Source organism: Nannocystis pusilla (assembly GCF_026626665.1).
GTDB lineage: Bacteria > Myxococcota_A > Polyangia > Nannocystales > Nannocystaceae > Nannocystis > Nannocystis pusilla.
In genome coordinates, this window is record NZ_JAPNKE010000002.1 from 6,994,865 (window position 1) to 7,019,603 (window position 24,739).

At 72.0% G+C, this 24,739-nt stretch carries 21 protein-coding genes and 2 pseudogenes; 15 read left to right on the forward strand and 8 right to left on the reverse strand.

The window, feature by feature from the left end; genetic code table 11:
• The first annotated feature begins 268 nt into the window (after positions 1–268).
• Entirely contained in the window at positions 269–1,411 is a 1,143-nt protein-coding gene (locus OV079_RS30860) for a hypothetical protein (RefSeq protein ID WP_267772618.1), read from the forward strand.
• Positions 1,412–1,528: 117 nt separating this feature from the next.
• On the opposite strand, the gene OV079_RS30865 is transcribed toward OV079_RS30860, so the two are convergent.
• Positions 1,529–2,143 carry a class I SAM-dependent methyltransferase gene (locus OV079_RS30865; RefSeq protein ID WP_267772619.1) on the reverse strand — a complete coding sequence of 205 codons (615 nt, stop codon included), beginning with the start codon at positions 2,141–2,143 and terminating at the stop codon, positions 1,529–1,531.
• On the reverse strand, positions 2,140–3,264 hold the full coding sequence (locus OV079_RS30870; protein WP_267772620.1) for a DUF3419 family protein: 1,125 nt from the start codon (positions 3,262–3,264) through the stop codon (positions 2,140–2,142). Before OV079_RS30870 ends, OV079_RS30865 begins: the two co-directional genes overlap by 4 nt.
• Positions 3,265–3,470: 206 nt before the next feature.
• Here OV079_RS30870 and OV079_RS30875 point away from each other — a divergent pair, with 206 nt between their 5' ends.
• From OV079_RS30875 to OV079_RS30890, 4 genes and pseudogenes are all read left to right on the forward strand, one after another.
• Positions 3,471–4,649: a glycosyltransferase gene (locus OV079_RS30875; protein ID WP_267772622.1), complete on the forward strand. Its 1,179-nt coding sequence runs from the start codon at positions 3,471–3,473 to the stop codon at positions 4,647–4,649.
• Positions 4,646–5,539: a glycosyltransferase family protein gene (locus OV079_RS30880; RefSeq protein WP_267772623.1), complete on the forward strand. Its 894-nt coding sequence runs from the start codon at positions 4,646–4,648 to the stop codon at positions 5,537–5,539. Before OV079_RS30875 ends, OV079_RS30880 begins: the two co-directional genes overlap by 4 nt.
• 182 nt (positions 5,540–5,721) lie before the next feature.
• Positions 5,722–5,958 (forward strand): hypothetical protein, encoded by a 237-nt coding sequence (locus tag OV079_RS30885; protein WP_267772625.1) that lies wholly within the window; start codon positions 5,722–5,724, stop codon positions 5,956–5,958.
• Between the two features lie 74 nt (positions 5,959–6,032).
• Positions 6,033–6,519: pseudogene (locus OV079_RS30890) on the forward strand (YbhB/YbcL family Raf kinase inhibitor-like protein).
• Positions 6,520–6,525: 6 nt separating this feature from the next.
• Here OV079_RS30890 and OV079_RS30895 read toward each other — a convergent pair.
• The 3 genes from OV079_RS30895 to OV079_RS30905 all read right to left on the reverse strand — a co-directional run bounded on the left by OV079_RS30895 (position 6,526) and on the right by OV079_RS30905 (position 10,777).
• Positions 6,526–8,103, reverse strand: a complete 1,578-nt coding sequence (locus OV079_RS30895; RefSeq protein WP_267772626.1) for an outer membrane protein assembly factor BamB family protein — start codon at positions 8,101–8,103, stop codon at positions 6,526–6,528.
• 244 nt (positions 8,104–8,347) lie between these two features.
• Positions 8,348–8,623 (reverse strand): PAAR domain-containing protein, encoded by a 276-nt coding sequence (locus tag OV079_RS30900; protein WP_267772628.1) that lies wholly within the window; start codon positions 8,621–8,623, stop codon positions 8,348–8,350.
• 15 nt (positions 8,624–8,638) lie between these two features.
• Positions 8,639–10,777 (reverse strand): type VI secretion system Vgr family protein, encoded by a 2,139-nt coding sequence (locus OV079_RS30905; protein WP_267772629.1) that lies wholly within the window; start codon positions 10,775–10,777, stop codon positions 8,639–8,641.
• A 318-nt stretch (positions 10,778–11,095) separates the two neighbouring features.
• Here OV079_RS30905 and OV079_RS30910 point away from each other — a divergent pair, with 318 nt between their 5' ends.
• Complete coding sequence (locus OV079_RS30910) at positions 11,096–12,427, forward strand: ATP-binding protein (protein ID WP_267772630.1); 1,332 nt, start codon at positions 11,096–11,098, stop codon at positions 12,425–12,427.
• Positions 12,428–12,585: 158 nt separating this feature from the next.
• The gene (locus tag OV079_RS30915) at positions 12,586–13,677 is read left to right on the forward strand and encodes a hypothetical protein (RefSeq protein WP_267772632.1); all 1,092 of its coding nucleotides are present in this window, start codon (positions 12,586–12,588) and stop codon (positions 13,675–13,677) included.
• Between the two features lie 150 nt (positions 13,678–13,827).
• Here the strand turns inward: OV079_RS30915 and OV079_RS30920 are convergent, their stop codons facing one another.
• Positions 13,828–14,700, reverse strand: a complete 873-nt coding sequence (locus tag OV079_RS30920) for a helix-turn-helix domain-containing protein (protein WP_338088951.1) — start codon at positions 14,698–14,700, stop codon at positions 13,828–13,830.
• Positions 14,701–14,807: 107 nt separating this feature from the next.
• On the opposite strand from OV079_RS30920, the pseudogene OV079_RS30925 reads away from it, so the two are divergent.
• From OV079_RS30925 to OV079_RS30955, 7 genes and pseudogenes are all read left to right on the forward strand, one after another.
• Positions 14,808–15,559 (forward strand): annotated as a pseudogene (locus OV079_RS30925) (SDR family oxidoreductase).
• A 279-nt stretch (positions 15,560–15,838) separates the two neighbouring features.
• Positions 15,839–17,683, forward strand: coding sequence for a multiheme c-type cytochrome (locus OV079_RS30930; protein WP_267772634.1), 1,845 nt, complete (start codon positions 15,839–15,841; stop codon positions 17,681–17,683).
• A gap of 133 nt (positions 17,684–17,816) precedes the next feature.
• Positions 17,817–18,272, forward strand: coding sequence for a hypothetical protein (locus tag OV079_RS30935; protein WP_267772635.1), 456 nt, complete (start codon positions 17,817–17,819; stop codon positions 18,270–18,272).
• A 26-nt stretch (positions 18,273–18,298) separates the two neighbouring features.
• On the forward strand, positions 18,299–18,877 hold the full coding sequence (locus tag OV079_RS30940; protein WP_267772637.1) for a Uma2 family endonuclease: 579 nt from the start codon (positions 18,299–18,301) through the stop codon (positions 18,875–18,877).
• A 33-nt stretch (positions 18,878–18,910) separates the two neighbouring features.
• A complete protein-coding gene (locus tag OV079_RS30945) occupies positions 18,911–20,122 on the forward strand; it encodes a cysteine desulfurase-like protein (RefSeq protein ID WP_267772639.1) in 1,212 nt (403 codons plus the stop codon).
• A gap of 147 nt (positions 20,123–20,269) precedes the next feature.
• Entirely contained in the window at positions 20,270–20,770 is a 501-nt protein-coding gene (locus OV079_RS30950) for a Wzz/FepE/Etk N-terminal domain-containing protein (RefSeq protein WP_267772640.1), read from the forward strand.
• Positions 20,771–21,237: 467 nt separating this feature from the next.
• Positions 21,238–22,515: a polysaccharide biosynthesis tyrosine autokinase gene (locus OV079_RS30955; RefSeq protein WP_267778690.1), complete on the forward strand. Its 1,278-nt coding sequence runs from the start codon at positions 21,238–21,240 to the stop codon at positions 22,513–22,515.
• Between the two features lie 240 nt (positions 22,516–22,755).
• On the opposite strand, the gene OV079_RS30960 is transcribed toward OV079_RS30955, so the two are convergent.
• Complete coding sequence (locus tag OV079_RS30960) at positions 22,756–23,022, reverse strand: hypothetical protein (RefSeq protein ID WP_267772641.1); 267 nt, start codon at positions 23,020–23,022, stop codon at positions 22,756–22,758.
• Entirely contained in the window at positions 23,010–23,381 is a 372-nt protein-coding gene (locus OV079_RS30965) for a DUF3592 domain-containing protein (protein WP_267772642.1), read from the reverse strand. Before OV079_RS30965 ends, OV079_RS30960 begins: the two co-directional genes overlap by 13 nt.
• A gap of 313 nt (positions 23,382–23,694) precedes the next feature.
• On the opposite strand from OV079_RS30965, the gene OV079_RS30970 reads away from it, so the two are divergent.
• A complete protein-coding gene (locus OV079_RS30970; protein ID WP_267772644.1) occupies positions 23,695–24,726 on the forward strand; it encodes an endo alpha-1,4 polygalactosaminidase in 1,032 nt (343 codons plus the stop codon).
• Positions 24,727–24,739 lie beyond the last annotated feature (13 nt).

Genomic DNA, 24,739 nt, shown 5'->3' on the forward strand with positions numbered 1-24,739 from the left:
GCATCATCGGATGCCGGCGAAGTAACCGGCCCCGACGAAGAAATTGCCCGCCTCTCGCCGGCGCGCGTGCGCTTTGCCGGGGCGCCTGCGAGATCGGGACCGAGCCGCGGTCCGGACGCCTGCGAGCGCAGCCTCTGTCTCTCGCGGACCGCGGCTTTAAGGCCCCGCGACCTGTCTCTCCAGACATATTGACACTCCTCCGACGGCCGGGCGATCCTGGCCTGAAATGAAGCGAATCATCCGCGAGCGGAGCCTACGAATGAGCGCCATGGCCGGCGCGATCGCCTGCGGCGTCGGCTGCGGTCCAGCCGAGGACGGCACCTCCGGGGCGAGCCAGGCGACCGGCGTCACCGGGGCCACCGGCGTCACCGGGGCCAACACGCAGGGCAACACCGGCGCCACCGGCGTCACCGGCGAATCGACCGGCACCGACTCCGACTCCGGCGTCCCGACCGGCACGAGCGGCAACAGCGGCGACGAGCCGACCGCCGGCGCCACCAGCAACGACTCCTCGACCCCCAAGCTCGACCTGGCGATGGCCGACTTCGGCGCCCCGCCGACCGGCGACGGCTGCACCAAGGTCGACTTCCTGTTCGTGCTCGACAACTCGATCTCGATGGGCGACGAGCAGCAGAACCTCGCCAACAGCTTCCCCGGCTTCATCAGCACCATCCAGTCGCAGGTGCAGGCGCAGGATTACCACATCATGGTGATCGACACCGACGACCAGGACAAGTGGGGCGAGAAGTGGGACAAGTGCCACAATAAATGCATGACCGACGATCCGGGCGACAACTGCCTGACCGTCTATTTCCCCGACATCATCTGCGGCATGGAGCCGCCGGCGCCCGAGGCCTGCGATCAGACGCTCGGCGCCGGCCGCAACAAGGGCGCCGGCGGGCCGCCCGTCGCCTGCCCGATCGACGGCGGCGAGCGCTACATGACGCAGGACCAGGGCGACCTGCCCGGCACCTTCGACTGCGTGGCCGACATGGGCGCGACCGGCAACTCCAACGAGCGCCCGGCCGAGGCCCTGCTGACCGCCCTCGGCCCGCAGACCCAGGCCGGCGGCTGTCACCCCGGCTTCCTGCGCGACGACGCGGTCCTCGTGGTCACGATGATCTCCGACGAGCAGGAGAACGGCTCGCCCGGCACCCCGCAGAGCTGGTACAATGATTTGCTGGCGCTGAAGGGCGGCAACGAGACCGCGATCGTCATGCTCTCGCTCAACGGCGACGCCGAGACGGCCGGCCAGGAGTGCATCCCCACCGCCAAGATGACCGAGTTCGTCGGCTACTTCGGCGAGCGCGGCATCATCGACAGCATCTGCGCCCCCGACTACAGCCCGTTCTTCCAGGAGGCCGTCGGCGTGATCGACTACGCCTGCGACGAGTTCGTCCCGCCCGGCTGAAGCCGCGCATTCACCGGAGCAGGGCGCGCCCCGACCGCCACTTCCTCCTGCGCGACGATCGACTGCCGACCACGCGCACCGAGCTGGCCGCCCTGCTCGCCGCGCCGCAGTCATGAATCACCGCGGCCGGCGCAGGCGCGCGAGCACGTAGTAACGACCTGGCCCCAAGACCATGTCCGCCCCGAGCCCCGCCAGCCAGCCCGGCTCGAGCGGCGTCACGCGGTACAGCTCGAGCCACGCGCGCAGCCCCGCGGCGAGCGGGCGCGGCAAGCCGCGCAGGTCGGCGAAGTCGACCACGTGCACCTCGCCGCCGGGTGCCACCTGCGAGAGCGCGCGCTGCAGCGCCTCCTCGCGCCGCTGCACCATCGACAGGCAATACGAGAAAAGAATCCGCTGCGGCGGCGCCGCGAGCACCGCGGCGTAGTCCGCGTCCTCCGCGAACGCGCGCTGGAAGCGGGCCCACGGGCAGCGCGCCGCCGCTCGCTCGAGCATCGCGTCGGCCGCCTCGATCCCGCCGTACAGCGCCCATGGCCGGCGGCGTTGCAAGATCTCGAGGTTGCGGCCCGTCCCCGGTCCCACCTCCACCAGCGACGCCCACGGCGAAGCCAGCAATTCCTCGAGCGCGCGGTCGCGGCCGAACAGGTAGTACTTCCGCGTGACGTCGTAGATCGGCCGCGCCGCCGTGTAATAGCGGTTGAGGAACACGCGGTGTTCGGTCTGTTCGGGGGTCAATGGACGATCCTGTAGTAGTTGACGCCCTGGTACTGGCGCGAGCGGTCGAGCCGCGCGGCCGCGGAGCTGCGGGCCGACAGCGGCTGCAGCCGGCGCTCGAGCCCGTGGCGGGCGATCAGCGAGTGGGGCTCGACGCTGCGGTACATCACGATCCCGCCGTCGCGGCTGGTGCGGAGGATCTCCGCGAACAGCTTGTGCTGCGCCGGCGCCGGCATCCAGTCGGGCGCGTCGCACAGCGTATAATGCGACCACGTGTGCGGCCCGGCGTCGCGGAGCACGTCGAAGATGTTGCGCCGGTGGAAGCGCGTCCGCGTCGGCGCGCCGAACGAGCGCGCGTGGCGATCGCGGCGCAGGTACGGGGGCACCGCGTCGGGCTCGTCGTGATTGTAGTGACCGGCGATCGCGGTCCAGGCGAACCAGTTGCGGGCCAGGTCGGTGGTCGCCACGCGCTTCACGTGATCGACCAGGAAGTCGACGATCCCGGAGCGCGAGGACTCGAGGATCCGGTCGCGCTGGGCGAAGTTGACGCCGATCGCCACCAGGTTGAGGGGGCTCTGCAGCACCGGCGCGACCAGCGGGTGGCGCAGCACCGGCGTCAGCGTGGCGTCGATCATCGCCCCCCGCTGCTCGACCGGCGTCGTGCTCAGCCGCCGCAGCCACGCGCCGTCGATCCCGGCCAGCCGCGTCAGCGTCGTGAACATCCGCGCCGTCAGGCCCTCGCGGTAGAACGCCCGGCGGAACAGCGCGTGCCGCTTCTGCCAGTAGCGCTGCACCCACTCGGGCAGCGTCCCGGTCAGCCAGCGGATCACCGACTCGTGCTCGGGATGAGCGCCGCGGCCGAGCAAATCATAGAAGAGATCGTAGCTGCGCAGCCGCTGGGCCGCGGCGGTCTTGAGGGCCGCGAGCGCGAGGTGGTGCGGGTTGATGTCGACCGCGTCGATGCTGCGCGGGTGGGCGCTGAGGTGGCCGGCGATCCTGCAACCGGCGCCGGAGATCCCGAGCACCGTGCTGGTCTCGTCGAGCTCGAGGAATTGCTCGTCGACCTCGCTGTCCTCCCACAAGATGTTGTAGACGAACAGCCGCGAGAAGATGTGCTGAAAGGCCAGGTCGCGCAGGTGCATCGGCGGCGCAGGAGACCACCCGCGCGTCACCGCCGGGCCGCATCGCCGCAAATCTTCGGCCGCGCCGCGTGACGTCCGGGCCACGTGCGCGAGATGTCGACGGCTCGCGACGACCTCGCCGCGCGGCTGTCGATCGCGCGTGACGCCGGTGCGCGAGCGTGCGTCCACGTGGATCTCTCACCTCTCCTTCACGCCTCGGCGCTGGCGTGCGGCGCGGCGCTGGTGTTCACCGCGGTCGCCCACGTCAGCACCCACGCGCTGCTCGGCCGGCGCCCGCGCCCGCCCGGTCCGCGCCCGCCGATCTCGATCCTGCGCCCGGTGCGGGGCCTCGACGACGGCCTGCGCGACAACCTCGCCGCGCTCGCGGCCCAGGACTACCCGCACTCGAGATCCTCGTCGGCGCCGAGGACCCCGACGATCCGGCGCTGTCGGTCGCCGCGCAGGTCCGGCGCGACTTCCCGCGCACGCCGATCCGCATCGTCGCCGGCGGCCCCGCGATCGGCCACAACCCCAAGGTCAACAACCTCGCGCAATTGCTGCCGCTGGCGAATCACCCGTACGTCCTCGTCAGCGACTCCAACGTGCGCCCCGACCCGGGCTACCTGGCCGCGCTCGCCGACGAGCTGGCCGACGCGCGCGTCGGCCTGGTCCACAACGTCCTCGTCGGCGCCGGCGAGCGCAGCGTCGGCGCCCTGCTCGAGAACCTGCACCTGGCCAGCTTCGTCGTCGCCGCGGTGTGCACCGCCGAGGCCATCGCCGGCATCCCGGTGGTGATCGGCAAGTCGATGCTGATGCACAGGGACGACCTCGCGCGCGCCGGCGGCCTCGCGGCGGTCAAGGACCTGCTCGCCGAGGACTATCAATTGGCGCGCCGGATCTGCGCGGCAGGGAGAGTCGTCCGCCTCTCCACCTTTCCGCTCACCACGGTCAACGTCCGCTGGGACCTGCGGCGATTCCTCAGCCGTCATTTGCGCTGGGCGCAGATGCGGCGCCGGCAGCACCTCGGCTATTACGCGCTCGAGCTGCTCGGCCAGCCGACCCCGCTCTTGCTGCTCCTGCTGCTCCTGGCGCTGGCCCGCCCCGAGCTCACGGTGTACGGCCAATCGCCGGCGCGCCTGGCCGTGGCCGGGCTCGCGCTCAAGTTCGTCGCCGACGCCGCGCTGTGGCAGCGCCTGCGCGGCGAAGCGCTGCCGCTCTTCGCCTTCGTGCTGGCGCCGATCAAGGACCTGCTGATCTTCGCGCTGTGGTGGGTCGGCCTGTGGCGCAGGCGCGTCGAGTGGCGCGGTCACTGGATGCGGATCGGCGCCGAGTCGCGGCTGGGGCCGCTGCCCGATCGCGCACCCCTGCCGGCCGCTCCGGCCGCCACCCAGGCGAGGTCGCCGTGACCTACGATCGCCGCCCCGCCGTCGTCGCCATCGACATGGGCTACGGCCACCTGCGGGCCGCCCACGCCCTCGCCGAGCCGCTCGGCGTGCAGGTGCTGCACGTCGACCGCGCCCCGCTGGCCGACCCGCGCGAGCAGGAGCGCTGGGCCCGCTCGCGCACCTTTTATGAGTTGATCTCGCGCGGCTCGCAGGTCCCGGTGGTCGGTCGGCCGCTGCGCGCGGTGCTCGACGCATTGACCGCGATCCCGCACCTCTATCCATACCGCGACCTCAGCGCCCCGGACCTGTCGATCCGCGCGCTGCGGCGCATGATCGACCGCGGCCTCGGGGCCGGCCTCGTCGAGGAATTGCGGCTCAGCAAGCAACCGCTGCTGACCACATTCTACGCCCCCGCCCTGATCGCCGACCACGCCGGACTCGACCGCATCGACTGCGTCGTCACCGACACCGACATCCACCGGATCTGGGCCCCCATCATTCCCCGGCGCAGCAAGATCCGCTACCTCGTCCCCAGCCAGCGGGCCATGCGGCGCCTGCGGGTCTACGGCGTGCCCCCGGCGCAGATCGTCGTCACCGGCTTCCCGCTGCCGCCCGGCCTGCTCGGCGGCCCCGACCTCGCCGGCCTGCGCGCCCGCCTGCGCGAGCGCCTGGTCCGCCTCGACCCGACCGGCAGCTTCCGCGCGATGTACCGCGACGAATTGCGGCTGTTCCTCGGAGCTGTCCCCGAGGGCAGGTCGAGCCCGCCGCTGCTCACCTTCGCCGTCGGCGGCGCCGGAGCCCAGGCCGAGATGGTCGAGCTGTTCCTCCCCCGCATGCGCCCGGCGATCGAGGCCGGCCGCCTGCGCCTCGCGCTGGTCGCCGGCGTGCGCAAGTCGGTCGCCGAATTTTGAAGGGCAGCTCCACCGCGCGGGACTGGAGTCGCACGAGGGCGTGCAGATCTTGCAAGCCGAATCCGTGCCGGCCTACTTCACCGCCTTCAACGCTTTATTGGCGGAGACCGACATTCTCTACACAAACCGTCGGAGCTGAGCTTCTTCGCGGCGCTGGGGATCCTCTGGTCTGCGCGCGGCCGGTGGGCCACCACGAGCGGCTCAATCGTCGCTTCTTGCTCGAGGCCGGGGCCGGCTTCAAGCAGTGGGACCCGCGGCACACGGCGCAGTGGATCGACGAATGGCTGCTCGACGGCACGCTCGCGGCCGGGGCGTGGTCGGGGTTCATGCGCCTGCCGAAGACCGGCACCTACCGGATCCTCGAGCTGCTCGGTTACGGCGTCGACGGCGACGGCCGCGCCCGATCGACCAGCGCTTGACCCGCCCGGCTCGCGCGCGGCCTGTGATGATTCGCAGTCGGCGCGCTCGCCGATCTGCGTACATTTCCGCCGCCATGCAGCTCCGTTCTCCCGCCTTCGAATCGATGGGGTCGATCCCCCGCGCCCACACCTGCGAGGGCGACGACATCTCCCCCGCTCGAATGGGTCGACGTCCCCGCGGGCACCCTCAGCTTCGCCCTGCTCGTGCAAGATCCCGACGCGCCCGACCCTGCCGCCCCGCGCCGCGTTTGGGTCCACTGGATCGTCGTCGACCTGCCGCCCGACCTGCGCGCCCTGCCGGCCGGCGCCGCCACCCGACTGCCGCCCGGCGCGCGCCACGGCAAGAACGACTGGAACCGCGCCGCCTGGGGCGGCCCGTGCCCGCCGATCGGCCGCCACCGCTACTTCTTCGCCCTCTACGCCCTCGACACCCGGCTCGACGCCTTGCACGCGCCGACCCGCGCCGAGCTCGAGGCCGCGGTCGCCGGCCGCATCCTCGCCCGCGCCGAGCTCGTCGGTACGTACGAGAAACAGCTCGCCGCGCCGCGCCGCGTCGGCTGATCGCGGTCAGTCGCGCGCGACGTACTTGCGCAGGCCGCCGACCGGATCGCGCCCCGCCGGGTCGAGCGTGAGGATCTCGTACAGCCCGAGCGCCGTCAAAAACAGCTCGCCGCGCGGCGACAGCACCAGCTCCGTGAGCGACGAGTCGGGCGTGCTCTCGCGGTGGAGGATGACCCCGGTCTCCTTGTCGATCACCACCGCCTCGTTGCTCACCGACTTCGGCAGCGTCAGCGCGCCGACGGTCACGAGCGGATCGACCTGGCTGAGCACCCCGTAGATCGCGTCGTCGGTGACCGTCAGCACCGTGGTCATCTGCGCGATCGGCCCGAAGTCGCTGGACCACTTGAGCGCGTAGGTGTCGCCGCGGTCGCGCAGCGCGTAGATCTCCTCGACCCGCTCGGGCCCGGCCGTGAAGGCGTAGATCGTCCCGTCGCCGTCGAGCGCGACGGTCCCGAGCAGCCGCCCGCCCGGATGCTGGAACACCCACGCCGGCGCGCAGCGGTCGGGCTCCGGGTCGGCGTCGGTGTTGGCGTCGCAGGCAGGCACGTCGATCATGTGGATATGGCCGTCGCCGTCGCCGACCACCGCCCGCTCGCCGTCGCTGCTGGCCACCACCGAGCTCGCGCTGCCGGCCGCCAGCGGCATCGCCCACCTGAACTTAAGGTCAGGTGCATCCGCGGTCCCGACGATGTCGAGCGCCACCGCGGCCCCGGTGAACTTGTCGGGCCCGCCGCCGACCGTCAGCACCTGGCGCCGCGCGGTCGTACACACCGTGTTGTCGGCGAACCCGCCCGAGGCCCCGAGCAGGCCTCCGAGGCCGGCGATCGCCTCGTCGTAGTGCTTGTCGCCCACGAGCAGGCGCAGGCGCGCGAGCACGTAGGCCGGCGTCATCTCGGTCGGCAGCATCGTCGGCTCGGCCGGCACGAACCCGGTCTCGTCGGCGACGGACAGCGCGGCGAGCAGCTTACCGTCTGTCCTTCGGACCAGATAAACTGTCCCGTCGGACACCTGCGTCACGAGGTCGCCGTCGAGCGTGAACTTGAGGCCGTAGGTCGCCCCGCTGGCGCTGGTGTTGGGCAGCTCGGTGACCCACCGGTCGGCCCCGGTGGCGGGGTCGAGCGCGCGCGCGGTGTTGCCGGCGGTGAGGAACAGGTCGCCGCCCTCGTCGACGTCGATCGTCGACGCCAGCGTCCCGAACGGCAGGTCGCAGCGCTTCCACACCACCTCGCCGGTCGCCGTGTCGACCGCGAACGCGTTGCAGCCGTCGTCGCCCGGGGTGGTGGTGAGGTACGCCGTCTTGCCGTCGGGCGAGAAGGTGTTGGGCTGCGCCGAGGCGTGGGTCTCCAGCACGTGCCACTCGAGGTCGAACGCCCGCGGGCCAGCGCACGGGATCGCGTTGCTGTTCTCGCGCCCGACGTGATTGCTCATGTACGTGCCCGTCGGCGGGTATGGCGCGGGGTTGGCGAGCGAGCAGTGCTCGTGGGCCCACAGCCGCTCCGCTTCGAGGTCGATCGGCGGCTGGGACTCGGCGCCGCAGCCGGCGAGCGCGGCGGCGAGGACGGACGATGACGCGGCGAGTCGCATGAGGCCTCCGGCCCCGCAATAGCGGATCGGCCGCGCGGTTGGAAGCGGACCGCAGACCTCAGCGATCGGGGCCGTGACCCGAGGCGCGAGCCACAGGCGAAGCGAGCTGCGGGCTCGGCGGGCGCCCGCCGCGTCGCGGCCGTCTCTGTCAGCCTGTCCGCAAGGACAGGCGTCTCGCCCGCGAGGCCGGATCACGTGTCCTCGGAGACATGTGACATGACCCCTCGGACAGGTGGCCCGCCGGCTAACCGCCGATGAGGATCTGCGGGAACCCGGCCGTGATCGTGCCGCCGTGGCTGGTGAGGTCGCCCATGCGAGCCGCCGGCTTGCCGCCGATCAGCACGGTCATCGAACCGGCGGCGATGCTGTCCTGGCCGATCACGCAGACGGCGGGGTCGCCGACCCGCGCGGCCGGCAGGAAGCCGATCAGCACCCTGGGCTCGCCGGCGGCGATCGGGCCGCCGACGTGGAGGGGGATCGGGCAGGTATGAAGGTCGGTGACGCGGGCTGCCGGGGGCATGGCGTGACTCCTCGTTCAACCGGTGGGGGCCTGTTCGGCGGGTGTGGGCGCCGTCGGCGAGGTGGGCGCGGTGACCGACGGCGAGCTCGGCGAGGCCGCCGGGCTCGCCGCGCCGGCCAGCGCCACGCCGCCGTTGTTGAGCTTGAGCAGGATGCCCTCGATGCTCACCCCGCCGGCGTCGATGGCGACGAACCCGCCCGGGCCCTGCAGAGTGATGCCCGCGGACGCCTTCAAGATCAGCGTCATGCCCTCGACCACCACGCTGCCGGTGGCCTTCAAGCTGGCGCCGCCGCCGACGCTGACGTTGCTGTCGGCCGTCGTCGTGAGGTCGTGCGAACCGACGACCGAGACCCGCTGGGCGCCGATGATCTTGAGGTCGAGGCCGCCGGTGACGCCGACCGTCGCCTTGCCGGACGTCTCGACGTCGACCGTGCGCGCGAAGCTGGCGCTCGCCGGCCCGCTGACCTTCGTGTGCGACGCGCCCACGACCTCGGTGTGCGCCTCCCCGCCGATCTTCGTCATCGCGTTGCCGCCGACGGTGCGGTGCTCGTCCTTCACGACCTGCGCCTTGCGGTCGTTCATCACCTTGTGGTGCTCGTCGTGGCCCACGGTCTCGCGCCGGTCGTTGCGCACCGTCAGGTCCATGTCGCGCTGGGCGTGCACGAACACCTGCTCGGCGCCCTTGGCGTCCTCGAAGCGCAGCTCGTTGAAGCCGCCGCCGGTGTACGTCTCGGTCTTGATGGTGCTCTTGGTCTTCTCGTCGGGCAGGGTGTACGGCGTGGCGTTGAGGCCGTGGTACACGCGGCCGGTGATGATCGGTCGGTCGGGGTCGCCCTCGATGAAGTCGACGATCACCTCGTGACCGACGCGCGGGATGAACATCGCCCCGTAGCCGTTGCCGGCCCACGCCTGGCTGACGCGGACCCAGCACGAAGACTTGTCGTCGGACCGGCCCTCGCGGTCCCAGTGGAACTGCACCTTCACGCGGCCTTGCTCGTCGACGTGCACCTCCTCGCCGGCCGGGCCGACCACCGTCGCCGTCTGCACGCCGCGCACCTGCGGCCGCGGCGTCGCGCGCGGGGCCCGGTAGGGCACGGCGCTGGGGATGCACGTGAACTCGCAGCGGTACACCAGCGCCTGTTCGGCGGTGTGATCGATCGTCCCGGGCTGCTCGCCGAAGTGATGCACGCGCAGCACCCGGTACTCGCCGTCGAGCTCGACGCGCGGGTGGTCGGCCAGCTTGAAGCCGAACCCGGGCGTGAGCCGCGGCGAGTCGCTGGTGCCGCGGCCGACCCGCTTCAGCGCCTGCGCCGCCTCGAGCTCCGCCTTCGCCAGCCGCTTGCCGAGGGCCACCTCCTGGAACTCGCCGGGGTAGTCGTAGAGCTCGAAGCTGGGCTTGGCCGCCGCGTGGTCGCCCTCCATCAGCTGGTCGGGCCGGTTCAAGTTGAAGTCGCGCAGCGTCACGTGGTCGGGGCGGATCTCCTCGCTCATGCGGAACACCCCGACGTGCTCCTTGTCGCGGACGTTGTCGTCGACGCGGAACGGCAGCGTCGGCTCGCCGGCGATGAGCGGCGCTCCGGCGGCGCGATCGCTGATCACCATCACGTGGCGCGTGGCCGCGTGGTCGAAGTAATAGACGATGCCCTCCTCCTCCATCAGCCGGCTGATGAACTGGAAGTCGGTCTCGCGGTACTGCACGCAGTAGTCGCGCGCGGCGTACGTCCCGGTCAGCTCGAACTGCTGGCGGCGGCGGGCGATGCCGGCCCCGTCGAGCACCTTGCGGATGATGTCGGGCGTCGACATCTGCTGGAAGATCCGCGAATCCGTGCGAAACAGCAGCGTGTAGTGCTGCGGCACCAGGGTGATGCGGTACATCGCCCGCGGCCGCATCTCGCCGGTGTACTCGGCCCGCAGCACCATCCCGTGGACCAGCCGCGGCTCGCCGACGCCGACCACCTTGAGCACCGCGTTGCGACCGACCAGCTCGCCGACCTCGATGTGGCGGGCGACGACGTCGAGGTGGAACTCGTACAGCGACGAGATGCCCTCGCTGCCGCTGAAGCGCACGACCCAGAAGTTGTCGGTGAGCCCCTCGATCTCGAACGTACACGAGCGATCTGCTTGACGTGCGACCAGCAGCAGCTCCGACTCCATCGCCGACCCTCCAGCCCGCTCTTATCACGCGCGCGAGCGCCGGTGCAACGAGCCAGGGCCGCGCGGGCTGTTCCGCGCGCGCGGCTTGGGCGAGACCGCGCCCGCGCCGGTGCGCGGTCGCCTGAGGCGGCTTCGACATGTCTCTTGCGACATGCCCTTCGAGACACCCACGCATCGCGCCCGCCGCGCTCGTCGGACCTCGGCGCTCGCGACCGCGGGCGCCACGGCCCGTCCGCCGCCGCCGGACCGGCGGTGCGCGGTTCTGGCACGTCCGCGCCCGGATGCGCTAACCTGTGGCGGTCGCCGGGATCCGCCGCCTTGCCCCTCGCGTTCAAAGACCGCAAGCACTACTACAACCGCTGCCAGCCCGACGAGTCGCTGGCCCCGGACGACGCGCGCAACATCGACTTCGACGCGCTGCCGCAGGAGGTCCGCGGCGCCAGCTGGGCGGGCGCCCTGGCCGCGGAGATCGAGCTGTCGAACACGCCGGTGTGCCTGCTGGTCGCCGGCCTGCCGGGCTCGGGCAAGTCGACCGAGCTGCGCCGCCTGGCCCGCCGCCTGGCCAGCGACGAGAGCGCGGGGCTGCTGCCGATCCACCTCGACGCTGAGCGCCTGCTCGACCTGACGAGCCGCATCGACGTCGCCGACGTGGTCGCGGCGATCCTCCACGACGCCGAGCTGGCGGTGCTCGCCGCCGAGGGCAAGGACGTCGCCGCGATGCCGGCCGACGGCTACCTGCAGCGGTTCTGGCGCTGGCTCACCACCACCGACGTCGAGCTCGGCAAGGGCAACTTCACCGTCGCGCCCGGGGTGTCGCTGGCGGTCGAGCTCAAGACCCGCCCGTCGCTGCGCCAGCGCGTGCGCTCGGTGGTCAGCAACCACCTCAGCCAGTTCCTGGCCGACGCGCGCGCCGAGCTCAAGCGGCTCGACGAGCGCGCCGCCGCGGCCGGACACGGCGGCCTGCTGGTGATCTTCGATTCGCTGGAGAAGCTGCGCGGCACCACCAGCGCCTGGTACGACGTCCTCGACAGCGCCGAGATCTTCTTCCGCACCAACGTGCCCAACCTCGAGCTGCCGGTCCACGTGATCTTCACGGTGCCGACGGCCCTGCTGACCCGCATCACGCGGATCCGCGTGCTGCCGATGGTCAAGCTGCACGCCCGCGACGGCAGCCCGCACGCGCCCGGGATCGCCGCGGCGCGCGAGCTGGTGACCCGCCGCGTCCCGCTCGAGGTCCTGGGAGAAGTGCTCGGCCCCGACGCCGAGGCGCGGCTGCGGCAGATGATCTTATGGTCGGGCGGCTACCCGCGCGAGCTGGTCCGCCTGCTGCAATCGGCGATCCGCGACGCCTCGGCGGGCCCGCTGTCCGACGAGCAGTTCCAGCGGCTGTTCTCGCAATTGGTGTCGACGTTCCGCGTGCTCGTGACCCGCGACGTGATCCCGTGGCTGGCGCAGGTGGCCGCCCAGCGCTTCATGACGGTGGAGAACGAGCAGCACCGCCTCGACGCCGACCGCATGCTTCAAAACAACGCGATCCTGTACTACGCCAACGGCGAGCAGTGGCACGACCTGCACCCGGCCGTGTACGAAAACCCCGACGTCCGCGCGGCCCTCGACGCGCTGCGCGAGGCCAGGGCCGCGACGACATGACGCACGGCGAGCTGGAGCGCCTCAGCCAGGCCATCGCGCTCGCCGACGGCTTCCAGCTGCTGGTGCTCGAGTGCCACGATTTGTCCGCGTGGGACCTGCACCGCCTGTTCGACGCGGTCCAGACCCGCGTCGCCGAGCTGCGCGGGGTGCCGCCGCTGGTGCTGGTCTACGACCCGCACGTGACCACGCGCGAGTCCGGCAGCCTGCGCGACGAAGCGTGGGTCGAGGGCGTCCTGGGGGCCATCCTGCGCGCGCCGGCGGCCAACGCCGAGGACGCCGCGGTGGTGGCGGTGATCGACGGCACCGACTTCGACGAGACCGACATCGACAGTCGCGAGCTGCTCAGCTGGGAATTTCTGTTTCATCACATGAACGAGCAGCGCAACGCGATCGCCGGCACCCTGCACGGGACGCTGGCGCTCGCGCTGCCACCCGCGCTGGTCCGCGTGTTTTTGGAGGAGGCTCCGGACGTGGCGTCGATCCGCAGCGACGTGATCCGCCTCGACGCGGGGCAAATACCGAAACACCCCGACCGGCCGCACCTGACGAGCGGCATGGGCTATGCCCCGGAGCTGCTGCGCGAGGCGGCGCTGCGGCGATTGGCAGCCGATCCTCGGCTCGAAAGCGAAGCCCGCGAGCACGCGCGCCAATCGCTCGCGGTGCCGCCGGCTGTCTCCGTCGAAGAATCATTCGCTACATCGCACGGCAACGCGATGCATGCGCTCTTCTCGCTGCTGATGTCGCTGTTCTCCATCGACGAGATGCGGCGATGGATCGCCTCCAGGTTCGAGCGCGAGGTCCTGTACTCCTTGCCTGACCGTGCGCCGCCTGAATCTTTCGCTCTTGAATTTATCAACACCCTGAAACGCCTCGGCCTCCTCGACGAGCATTTCTTCGCGCTGCTCCGCGCCGAACGGCCGCGCCGCAAGTCGGAGATCGATCGCGTGGAAGTGCTCTGCCGGCCGTACCTCCCCGTGCGCCCGCTGGTCAAAGCAGCCACGCGCTGGAAGCCCACGCCCGGCGAGCTGATGGACGCCCTATTAAAACTATCGCGAGAGCAGATCGCCCAGGTCGTCCGCCTCGCCGACGACGAAGGCATCAGCGCCCCGATCACCCGCAGCGGCGCCGCCCACACCAAGATGGTCCACCGCACTCGCATGCCCGTGCGCGAGCTCGTGTCACAGGGCCCGGAGGCGCTGCAGCGCCTCGCCGACGCGCTCGTCATTCTGGGCTACCACCGGCCCGTCTAGAAGGCCGTCCACCTCGCCGACGACGAAGACTCGCATCATTCGCCGCGCGATCGTTCGCGTTCGCCGTGGATCTCCGCGCCGCACGCCGCCATCGGCACACGCGACGAGCGGCTCGGCCTCATGGCTCCTGCCGGCGCTCCTCCGCCGGATTCAGCGGCGCTCGCCTTGACGGGCATCGCCGCAATCCGAAGCGATCGCGGTCACGAACAGGACGTCACGCTCGGCGTCCCGTCGCGTGCCTGCGAGCGCCATCGATTTGTCGCCTCCGCCTCGCCCGAAGCGGGCCGGCGTCGTGCCGACGATGCGGCGGAAGTGACGGGTCAGCTGCGCCTGATCATAGAACCCGACCTGCGGCGCGATCTCCGAGGCACGGACCCCGCGCAGCAGCAGCTCCTTGGCCCGCGCCACGCGCAATTGAGTCAGGTACGTGTGCGGCGGCATCCCGACCTGGGCGCGGAACGCCCGGCTCAGGTGGAATTTGTCGAGCTCTGCGTGCCGGGCCAGATCGTCGAGCCGGATCGGCTCGGCCATGCGCTCGCGCAGATACTCCATCGCGCGCCGCACCGGGCGCGTGTGATCGGGCTTGGCCCGACCGATCTCTGCGAATGCGCTGATCGCCTCCGCCAGCACGACCTCGAGCACCAGCGGCTCCGCCCCCGCGCACACCGCATCGAGAAGGCGCTGGAACGGCTCCGCGCGCGCGTCGTTCGCCTCGAGCTGCGGGAACTGCACCGCCTTGCCCGCCGTCCGTACCTGCGCGACGTCGTCCGCCGGCAGCGCGAGCATCGTCCACGTCGTCGCCCCGTCGCGCGCCAGATCGCGGTGCACGTCGCCGGGCTGCTTGATCTGGATGCACCCCGGCGCGCTCCGCCAGACCTTGCCGCGACCCCACCACTCGCAGCGACCGCGCTCGACGCGCCCGACCGCGTAATAGTCCTTCATGCCCGCGTGGAGCGCGTCGCTCGTCCAGCGGACCGCGCGCAGCTCCGGCAGCGAGACGGGGAGCTCGACGATCACCGGCATCGCCGCAGTGTACGGCACCGAGCCGGCCGCGGCTTGTACGTTCTTGGCGGACCGTTCGCGCCAAGGATCGACAAGTTTTGCCTGCCGCCCATCCCTACAACGGGCGCATGCACGACAAACGAGTCGCCCTGATCACCGGGGCCAACAAGGGAATCGGTCTTCAACTGCGAAGGACCTCGTCGGACACGGCTTCACCGTGCTCGTCGGCGCTCGCAACCTCGAGCAGGGCATCGCCGCCGCGAAGACCATCGGGCCCGACGCCCACGCCGTCCAGCTCGACGTCACCAGCGCCGCCTCGATCGACGCCGCGGCGACGCGGATCCGCGGCGAATTCGGCCGGCTCGACGTGCTGGTGAACAACGCCGGCATCGCCCACGTGGGCAAGCCCGGCCGCTCGGTCGCGGAGGTCGTCGCGGCGAGCCGCCCCAGCGTCGCCTCGCTCGACGAAGTGCGGGCCGTGTTCGAGACCAACGTCTTCGGCGTCATCGCCGTCACACAGGCGATGCTGCCGCTGCTGCGCGAGGCCCCGGCCGGGCGCATCGTCAACGTCTCGAGCGGTCTGGGCTCGCTCACCCTCAATTCCGACCCGTCGTTCCCGTACCGCGCAGCGATCAGCGCCGTCTACAGCCCCTCGAAGACCGCGCTCAACGCGATCACCCTCGCCTTCGCGGTGGAGCTCGAGTCGACGCCCATCAAGGTCAACGCGGTGTGCCCCGGCTTCACCGCCACGGATATCAACAACTTCGAGGGCACGCGCACCGTGCAGCAGGCCGCGCGCGAGCCGGTGCGCCTCGCGCTCCTCGACGCGAACGGTCCCACGGGCACTTTCTCCAATGAGGATGGCCCCCTGCCCTGGTGAGCTCTCCCCTCGCGCCCTCCTGATTGTACATGTCTGAAAAGACATGTATCGACCCGACTCACCGCCGCAGCAGGCGGCGATGAGGTCGAGGGCGAGGTCGCCGAGCCTCCGTCGTGACGGCCGGCGAACCGCGCGACTGCGAGCTCGAGCGTGCGTCTGCCTCGCCGAGGACTGGGACGGCTCCCCGCGAGCGGCCCCGGGCCCATCGCTCGGTCGCTTCGTCCGGCGCCGCCGACGCGCCTCACCGGTCGCGGCGGCCGTTGTGCCATCATGCCCGGCGTGTCCTCCGCCCGGAGCCGCGCCCCGCTGCTCGCCGTGGCCGCGTTCGCGCTCGCGGCCGCGGCCGCGTCGATCGCCGGCCGCGTCGGCGCCCAGGGCGAGCGGCGGCGCAGCCACGACGACCTCGCGCGGCACACCCCCGCGATCGGTCGCGCCGGCTACGTCGGCTCGGCCGCGTGCGCCCCGTGCCATCCGGCCGCGCACGCCAGCTGGGCGGCGACCTATCACCGCACCATGACCCAGCGCGCCGGTCCGGCCAGCGTCCTCGCCCCCTTCGACGGCCGCGACCTGGGCGGCCCCGGCGGCCCGCACCGCCCGCTGCGCCGCGGCGACGAGTTCTGGGCCGAGCTGCCCGACCCCGAGTACAAGCTCGCCCGCGCCGCCGAGGGCTTGCCTTTGGAACATGTCCCGAAGGTCACCCGCCGCGTCGTCATGACCACCGGCGCCCACCACATGCAGGTCTACTGGGTCGAGAGCCCGCGCGACCGCCGGCTACACGCCTTCCCCTCGGCGTGGCTGACCGACGAGCAGAAGTGGGTCCCGGTCGAGAGCACCCTGCTGCGGCCGCCGCAGGGCGACGTCGTCTACACCTGGAACCGCGCCTGCGTCCCCTGCCACGCCGTCGCCGGCCAGCCGCGGATCGACGACGAGCGCGTCGACACCCGCGTCGCCGAGCTCGGGATCGCCTGCGAGTCGTGCCACGGCCCCGGTCGCGCCCACGTCGACGCCCGCCGCAGCCCGCTCGCCCGCTACGCCCTGCACCTGTCTTCCGAGCCAGATCCATCCATCGTCCACCCAGCCCGCCTCGACCACCGCCGCAGCGCCGAGCTGTGCGGCCAGTGCCACGGCGTCGCCCGCTTCCCCGACGAGGACACCTGGCTCGCGCGCGGCGACACCTATCGCCCCGGCGAGCCGCTCGCGCCTCACCGGCAGCTCGTGCGCCACCCCGTGCGCGAGGCCCAGCCGTGGCTCGACGAGGTCCTCGACGAGGACCCCGAGTACCTCGCCGGTCGCATGTGGTCCGACGGCCACGTGCGCGTGACCGGCCGCGAGTACACCGCCCTGCTCGAGACCCCGTGCTTCCAGCGCGGCGAGCTGTCGTGCCTGTCGTGCCACCAGCTCACGGCGCCGACCCCGACGATCAGCTGGCCGAGCCGGCGCGCGGCGACGCAGCCTGTACTTCGTGCCATGTCCTTCCGGACATCCAGGCCCACACCCGCCACCCGGCCGGCAGCGTCTCGTGTTACGACTGCCACATGCCGCGGACCACCTACGGCCTGCTCAAGGCGATCCGCAGCCACGTGGTCGACAGCCCCGACCTCGCGGTCACGCTCGCCACCGGCCGCCCCGACGCCTGCAGCCTGTGCCACGTCGATCGCCCGCTGGCGTGGACCGCGGGCCACTTGCGGACCTGGTACGATCATCCCGAGCCCGAGCTCGACGGCGATCAGCGGACCGTCGCCGCGTCTGTCCTTTGGGCCATCTCGGGCGACGCCGGCCAGCGGGCCCTGGCCGCCGACGCGCTCGGCCGCGGCGAGGTCGTCGGCCCCGACTGGCGGGCGCCGCTCCTCGCCCACCTCCTGGCGGACCCATGATGCGGTGCGCCAGATCGCCGCCCGCGGCCTGCGACGACTGCCGAGCGCCGCCGGCGTGCAGATCGATCCGCTCGCCCCCGCCGACGCGCGCGCCGCTGCAGCGACCGAGGTGCTGACGCGCTGGCGCGCCGTCCCGCGGCCCGGGCCCGACCCCGCGCGGCTCGTCGACGCCACCGGCGACCACGACGTCGCGGCCCTGCAGGCGCTGGCCGACCGCCGCGACGACCGCCCCATCGACTTGAAAGAGTAGCCACGATGCAGACCGCTCTCGCCGCGCCCGCGGCTCACCACGACGCCCGCTCGCGAGCTCTGCGCGCGTCGAAGCCCGCCGCGCCTCGCGGCGAGGGCTCGTCGCTCGCGCGAGCGATCCCGAGGATGCACCGATGACCCCCTCCGACCACGCGACCGCCGAGCGCTACGCCGCCCGCCATCTGTGCCGCGGCTGGGCGTGCCTGCTGGTATTCATCGCCGTCGGCCTCGCGCTCGAGTCGCTGCACGGCCTCAAGGTCGCGGCCTACCTCGACCTCGACCAGGCGGTGCGGCGGCACATGTGGACCCTCGCCCACGCCCACGGCGCCCTGCTCGGCCTGGTCCACCTCGGGCTCGCCGCCACCGTCCGCGCGAGCCCGTCGCTTGCGACATGCACCCAAGGACATGTCGCATCGGTCAGCCTCGACCTTGCCAGCCTGCTGCTCCCGCTCGGCTTCTTCCTCGGCGGCCTTTGGCACTACGCGGGCGACCCCGGCCTCGGCGTGCTGCTGGTCCCGGTGGGGGGCGCGCTGCTGGTGCTCGCCGCCCTGCTCGTGCTGCTGGGCCTGCGCCCGGCCCCAGAGGCGTGAGCGCGCGATCGTGCTATGGTGGCCAGGTGTCGACCGCCCGCAAGCTCGCCACCTACGACGACCTGCTCGCCTACCCGAGCGAGGTCAAGGCCGAGATCTTCGCCGGCGAGATCCACGTGCAACCCAGCGCCCTCCCCGGGCACAGCCGGGCGCAACGATCGCTCAGTCACTTCATCGGCGGCCCCTTCGACGACGACGTCCAGGGTCCGGAGGGTTGGTGGATCTTGGTCGAGATGGACGTCCGCTTCGGCGCGCACGACATCGTCCGCCCTGACCTGGTCGGCTGGCGGCGCGCACGTCTGCCGGAGCTCCCGGACATCCGCCCCATGGACCTCGTACCCGACTGGATCTGCGAGGTCCTCTCGCCCTCCACCGAGCGGGTCGACCGCGTGCGCAAGCAACAGCTCTACGCCCGCCACGGCGTCCCGCACTACTGGCTCGTCGATCCGATCGAGCGCGTGCTCGAGGCCTACGTCCTCGACGGCGCCCAGTGGCGCATCGCCGGCACCTACGACGACACCGCGCTCGCCCGCATCCCTCCGTTCGAGGCGGTCGAGCTGCCCGTCGGCCGCCTGTTCCCGCCCCTGCCCGCGCCGCCGACTTGACCCGTGCCCGCGCCGCTCGGCTATCCTCGGCGCGTGACCTTCCCGCTCGACTACGTCCGCTCGCGCTTCCCCGGCCTCGCCCGCGACGAGGTCTTCCTCGACAACGCCGGCGGCTCGCAGATCCTCGGCAGCGTCATCGACGGCATCGGCGCCTACCTGCGCGACTGCAACGTCCAGCACGGCGCCACCTACGGCGCCTCGCAGCGCGCCGCCGAGCGAGTGACGGCCGGCAAGCAGGCGCTCGCCTCGCTGTTCGGCGCCGGTCCGGGCACCGTCGTGTTCGGCCCCTCGACCACCCAGATCGTCTTCAACCTCGCCGCCGCGCTCGGCCCCTCGCTGCGGCCGGGCGACGAGATCGTCGTGACCGAGGCCGACCACGAGGCCAACGTCGGCGCCTGGCGTCGCGTCGCCGCCCAGCGCGGCGCCGAAATCAGACTCTGGAAAGTCGACCGCGCGCGTCAGAGCCTCGAGCTGACGGACCTCGCCCCGCTGCTCGGCCCGCGCACGCGCCTCGTGTGCATGACCCACTGCTCCAACGTGCTCGGCACGATCTTCGACGTCGCGGCCGCCGCCGAGCTGGTGCATCGCGCCGGCGCCAAGTTGTTCGTCGACGGCGTCGCCTACGCCCCGCACGGGCCCGTCGACGTCGCCGCGCTCGGCGTCGACGGCTACGTCTTCAGCATCTACAAGGTCTACGGCCCGCACCTCGCCGCCGCCTACCTCGGGCCCGAGCTGTTCGCCGAGCTCGCCAACATCAACCACGACTTCTACGACTGCGGCCCCTACCGCCTGCAGCCCGGCGGCGTCAACTACGAGCTCGTCGCCGGCGGCGCGGCGATCGCGACCTACCTCGACGACCTCGGCGAGCGCCTCGGCCCCGGCCCCGACCCGCGCGGCCGCGCCTGGGCGGCCATCGCCGCGCACGAGGCCGACCTCGCCGAGCACTTGCTCGGGTTCCTCGGGTCATGTCCTAAAGTCCATGTCGTCGGGGACAGCCGACCGAGCCGGGCCGTGCGCGTGCCGACCATCGGCTTCGTGGTCGACGGCGTGCCCTCGCCGAGCATCCCGGCGCAGGTCGACCCGCACGGCGTCGGCATCCGCTTCGGCGACTTCTGCTCGCGGGCCCTGGTCGACGCGCTCGGCCTGCGCCCGCACGGCGGGGTCGTCCGCGTCTCGCTGGTCCACTACAACAGCCACGCCGAGGTCGAGCGGCTGATCGCCGCCCTGCGCCCGACCGTCGCCTGAGCCACCGCCTCCTGGAGGCGGTCCGCGCCGCCGCACGCGCCGCGGGCGGTCGCCGGCACGCGGGCGATCCGTCACCGCCGGCGCGCGTCGTTCTCTCCGCGTCGCTCTCTTGGCGCTGCGGCGCGCTCGGCCTAAGCTGTCTCGACCGTGACGCCCCCGCCCGGAACCGCGCCCGCGCCCGACCCGACCGGCCCCGACGAGGCCGACCGGGCCATGGAGCAGCTCATGCGCTTCCTGGCCATCCTGCGCCGGCGCTGGCTGGTCGTCGCCGTCATCACCGTGCTCGCCCTGGCCGGGGCCGCGATCGCCATCACCGCCCTGCAGCCGCGCTGGCGGGCCAGCGCCACCGTCGTGCTCCACCTCGGCGGCCCGCAGGTGCTCGACAAGGTCAAGAACGTCACCGAGGACTCCGAGTCGCGGCTTTTGGCCTACAAGGAGTACTACCAGACCCAGCGCGAGATCATCGGCAGCCGCACCGTCGCCGAGCGGGCGCTCGCCACCTCGGGCTCGCGCAGGACCCGGTGTTCCTCGGCATCGCCGACATCGGCTCCGAGGCCGAGCGCGTGGCCCAGGCCGCCGAGATCGACCCGATCGAGCGCCTGCGCGGCATGGTGTTCGTCGAGGAGGTCCGGGGCTCGCGGGTGCTGAAGATCTCCGCCGACTACCCCGACCCGCAGATCGCCGCCGACATCGCCAACGCGCTCGCCGAGGCCTACCTCGCCCACGTCGACGCCTCGCGCGCGCGCACCGGCGACGCCGCCAAGGCGGGCGTCGAGGCCGAGCGCGCCAAGGCCCTGCTCGCCCTCCAGCTGGCCGAAAAAGCCCTGTCCGACTTCAAGCAGGAGCACGGCATCAGCTCGATCTCCCTCGCCGACCGCCAGAACGTCATCACCGAGGCGATCATCAAGACCAACGCCAACCTCAAGGACGCCGAGGCCGAGTCGTTCGCCGCCAGCGCCGTTTACGAAGAGGCCGAGCGCCTGCACAAGGCCGGCAGCATCGCCGGCGCCAGCCTGCTCCCGCCGCTCGAGCGACGTGTCTTCGAGGACATGCGCGCCGAGGAGCTCGAGGCCGAACGCGAGGTCGAGCAGCTCGCGATCAAGTACGGCGACAAGATGCCCGAGCTGCAGCAGGCCAGGAAGCGCCTGCGCGTCATCCAGGGCCGGATCGCCAGCGAGGAGAAGGAGCTGCTCGCCGGCCTCAAGGCCCGCGCCAACGCGGCCCGCACCACCGAGAGCCGCCTGCGCGGCTCGCTCGACGACGAGAAGGGCAAGGCCCTCGGCCTCACCCTGCTCGAGCGGCAGTACCGCGAGCTCGAGCGCGAGTCCAAGTCCGCCGCCGAGTCCTACGAGCTGGTGTCGAAGCGCGACACCGAGATCGAGATGCTCGGCCGCGTGCAGTCGGAGGACATCGAGATCCTCGACCGCGCCACCAAGGGCCGCAAGCCGGTGTTCCCGCCGAAGGCGCTGCTGGTCGCGGTGGCGCTGGTCAGCGGCCTCACGCTCGGCGCCCTGCTGGCCCTCGGCGTCGACGTGCGCGACAACCGGATCCGCGGCCTCCTCGACCTCGAGCGCGCCCTCGCCGGCCTCGGCCTGCCGGTGCTCGGCCAGCTGCCGCTGCTGCCCGCCGACGCGCGCATCGGCGTCAGCAACCTGCGGGCCCAACGGCGCCAGCGCGACCTCCACACCCTGCTGTTCCCGCAGTCGCTGATGGCCGAGCGCGTCCGCGGCGTGCGGACCTCGCTCGGCTTCGCCGCCGGCAAGGACGGCCTGCGCACCCTCGTCGTCACCTCGCCCAACTCCGGCGAGGGCAAGAGCTCGACCGCGGTCAACCTGGCGATGAGCTTCGTCCAGGCCAAGAAGCGCGTGGTCCTCATCGACGCCGACATGCGCCGCCCGCGGCTGCACCAGGTGTTCGAGCCGCCGATCGGCCGCGAAGCCGACGGCCTCGCGCGCGTGCTGGCCGGCAAGTGCACGCTCGACGAGGCGCTGATCACCGGCGGCGACGTGCCGGAGGGCATGTCGCTGCTGCTGTGCGGGGAGATCCCGCAAAACCCGTCAGAACTGCTGGAGAGCCCGCAGACGCGCAAGCTGCTGGCCGAGCTCGGCGAGCGCTTCGACCTCGTGGTCCTCGACACCCCGCCGGTCCTGCCGGTCAGCGACCCGCTGATCCTGGCCCGCATGGCCGACGGCGTGGTCGTCGTCGCCCGCTGCCAGGCCACCACCCGCGCCGGCCTGCAGCGCGCCCTCTCCACCCTCCGCCGCAGCGAGGCCAACCTGCTCGGCGTGATCCTCAACGAGGTCGACGCCCGCCGCGAAGAGGCCGGCTACGGCGCCGGCTATTATTCGTACCACGCCGACCCCAACGCCGCCGCGCCGCACGGCTCGGCGTGATCGCCGGGCTCACGGCGAAAAGCGGCCCCGCGAGCAGCCTCTTCCGGACATGTTCTCGAGGACATGTCCGAAATCATCCCCGAGCGAGTGCGCCCTCGCGGAGCGCTCCATTGCACGCTTGAATGTCTCTTCGAACATGACTCAGCAGACATGTCCGAACGAACTCCTGAAGATGCGCGGGCCTCGCCCCGCCCGAGGTCACGGGTCGGGCGGCAGCGCGCGGGTGTCGATGACCACGCGCTATGGGTCGCGCGGGTCGTAGCAGATCGGCAGCGTCGGCCCCCCGAGGTGCGGCCGCGGGTCGTACCAGAACCGCTGGCTCTTGACGATCCGCAGGCGGGGGTCGCCGGGCACTACGAACTGGCACAGGATCACCCACGGGTGGCTCTCGACCTCGTCGTCGGACCGGTCCTGCTCGACCGAGACGATCGTGCCGTCGACGCGCGCCCCGTGGCGCAGCAGCGCCTCGATCGCCCGCTCGTGCCGGCGCGCGATCAAAAACCACACCAGCGCGGAGAACACCAGCGAGCGCCGCTGCCGATGAAGATCAGCGGCAGCAGCCAGCGCGCGCCCCAGGTGTCGATCTCGGCCCACTCGGCGTCGGCGAGGTCGTACACGATCGGCACCTGGACCCCGATCGCGTACGGCGGCTGCGTCGCGGTGCCCGACTGGAACAGCCGCGACTCGCCTGCGCGGGTCACGTAGGCGATGTCCGGCGCCAGCATCTCGTCGACCGCGCGCAGCGAGACGACCTGCCCCTCGACCTGCTCGGTCGTGGCCAGCGCGCGCGAGCCGAGCACGGCGACGACGAGGCCGACCACCATGAGCACCAGGCCGAAGAAGCCGACGACGGTCGAGCCTCGCACTCTCCCAGAGTGACCCGCAAAACCACCTCGCACAAGCGCGATCGCGGCATCGAGGCCCGCCGCCGCGACCGCGCGCGGCCTGGCCATGCGTCGAGTTCTTCGCAGTTCACGCCGGCCGGCGCGCCGTCGCCCGCGGTCGGCGGCCGGGGTCGCGCGACCTCCATGCTGTAGTCATATGTCCCTTCGGACATGTCGCGTCCACGCGGAGGCCGGGAGATCCACGCGGTCGCCCGCGTCGCGCGGGGGCGTCTGCGCGGGGCGCGGGCCGAGCCGCGCGCGCTTTCGTCGGCGGCTGTCGTGCTACCGTCGCGCCATGACGAGACGTTCGCAGGTGTGGTCATTGTCGGCGCTGCTCTTCGGGGCCTGCACCGGCTCGGGCTCCGACGACAGCTCCGGAGCTCCTGCCACCGACACCGAGGCCACCACCGAGCCAGGCACTGCCTCCGACGCCACCACCACCGACCCCTCGACCGGCGTCCCGACCTCCGGCGCCACCGACGACCCGACCGGGGCGACCGCGAGCACCACCGCCGACCCGACCGGCCAGACCGTCACCGGCACGACCGACGAGCCCGGCACCAGCACGGGTCCGACCAGCGAGACCACCGACGGCACCACGGGCGCCGCCCAGGTCGAGCTGCCGCCGCCCGACGGCGAGTTCGACTACCAGCTCGGCGAATCCTACGACCCGCCGATGGGCGTCACGATCGTCTCGCGCGACCGCAACGCCGCGCCGGCGCCGGGCCTCTACAACATCTGCTACGTCAACGGCTTCCAGGTCCAGCCCGACGAGGAGGACTTCTGGCTCGACGACCACCCCGACCTGGTGCTGCGCGACGGGATGGGCAACCCGGTGATCGACCAGGACTGGGACGAGATGCTGCTCGATACCAGCACGCCGGAGAAGCGGGCCGCGCTGGCGGAGATCGTCGGCGGGTGGATCGCCGCCTGCGGGGCCGACGGCTTCGACGCGATCGAGATCGACAACCTCGACTCCTACTCGCGCTCGAAGAAGCTGCTGACCCAGGACGACGCCGTCGCCTACATGGCGCTGCTGTCGGCCGCTGCGCACGCCGAGAATCTGGCGATCGCGCAGAAGAACTCGACCGAGCTGCTCGATCGCAGGGACGAGATGGGCACCGACTTCGCGGTCGCCGAGGAGTGCAACACCTACGAGGAGTGCGGCGATTACATCGCCGCCTACGGCGACGCGGTGCTGATGATCGAGTACGTCGAGGCCGACTTCACGACCGGCTGCGAGCAGTACCCGCAGATGTCGATCGTCCTGCGCGACCTCGACCTGGTCGCCCCGGGCTCGCCCGGCTACCTCCGCGAAGCCTGCTGACCGCGAATGTCCT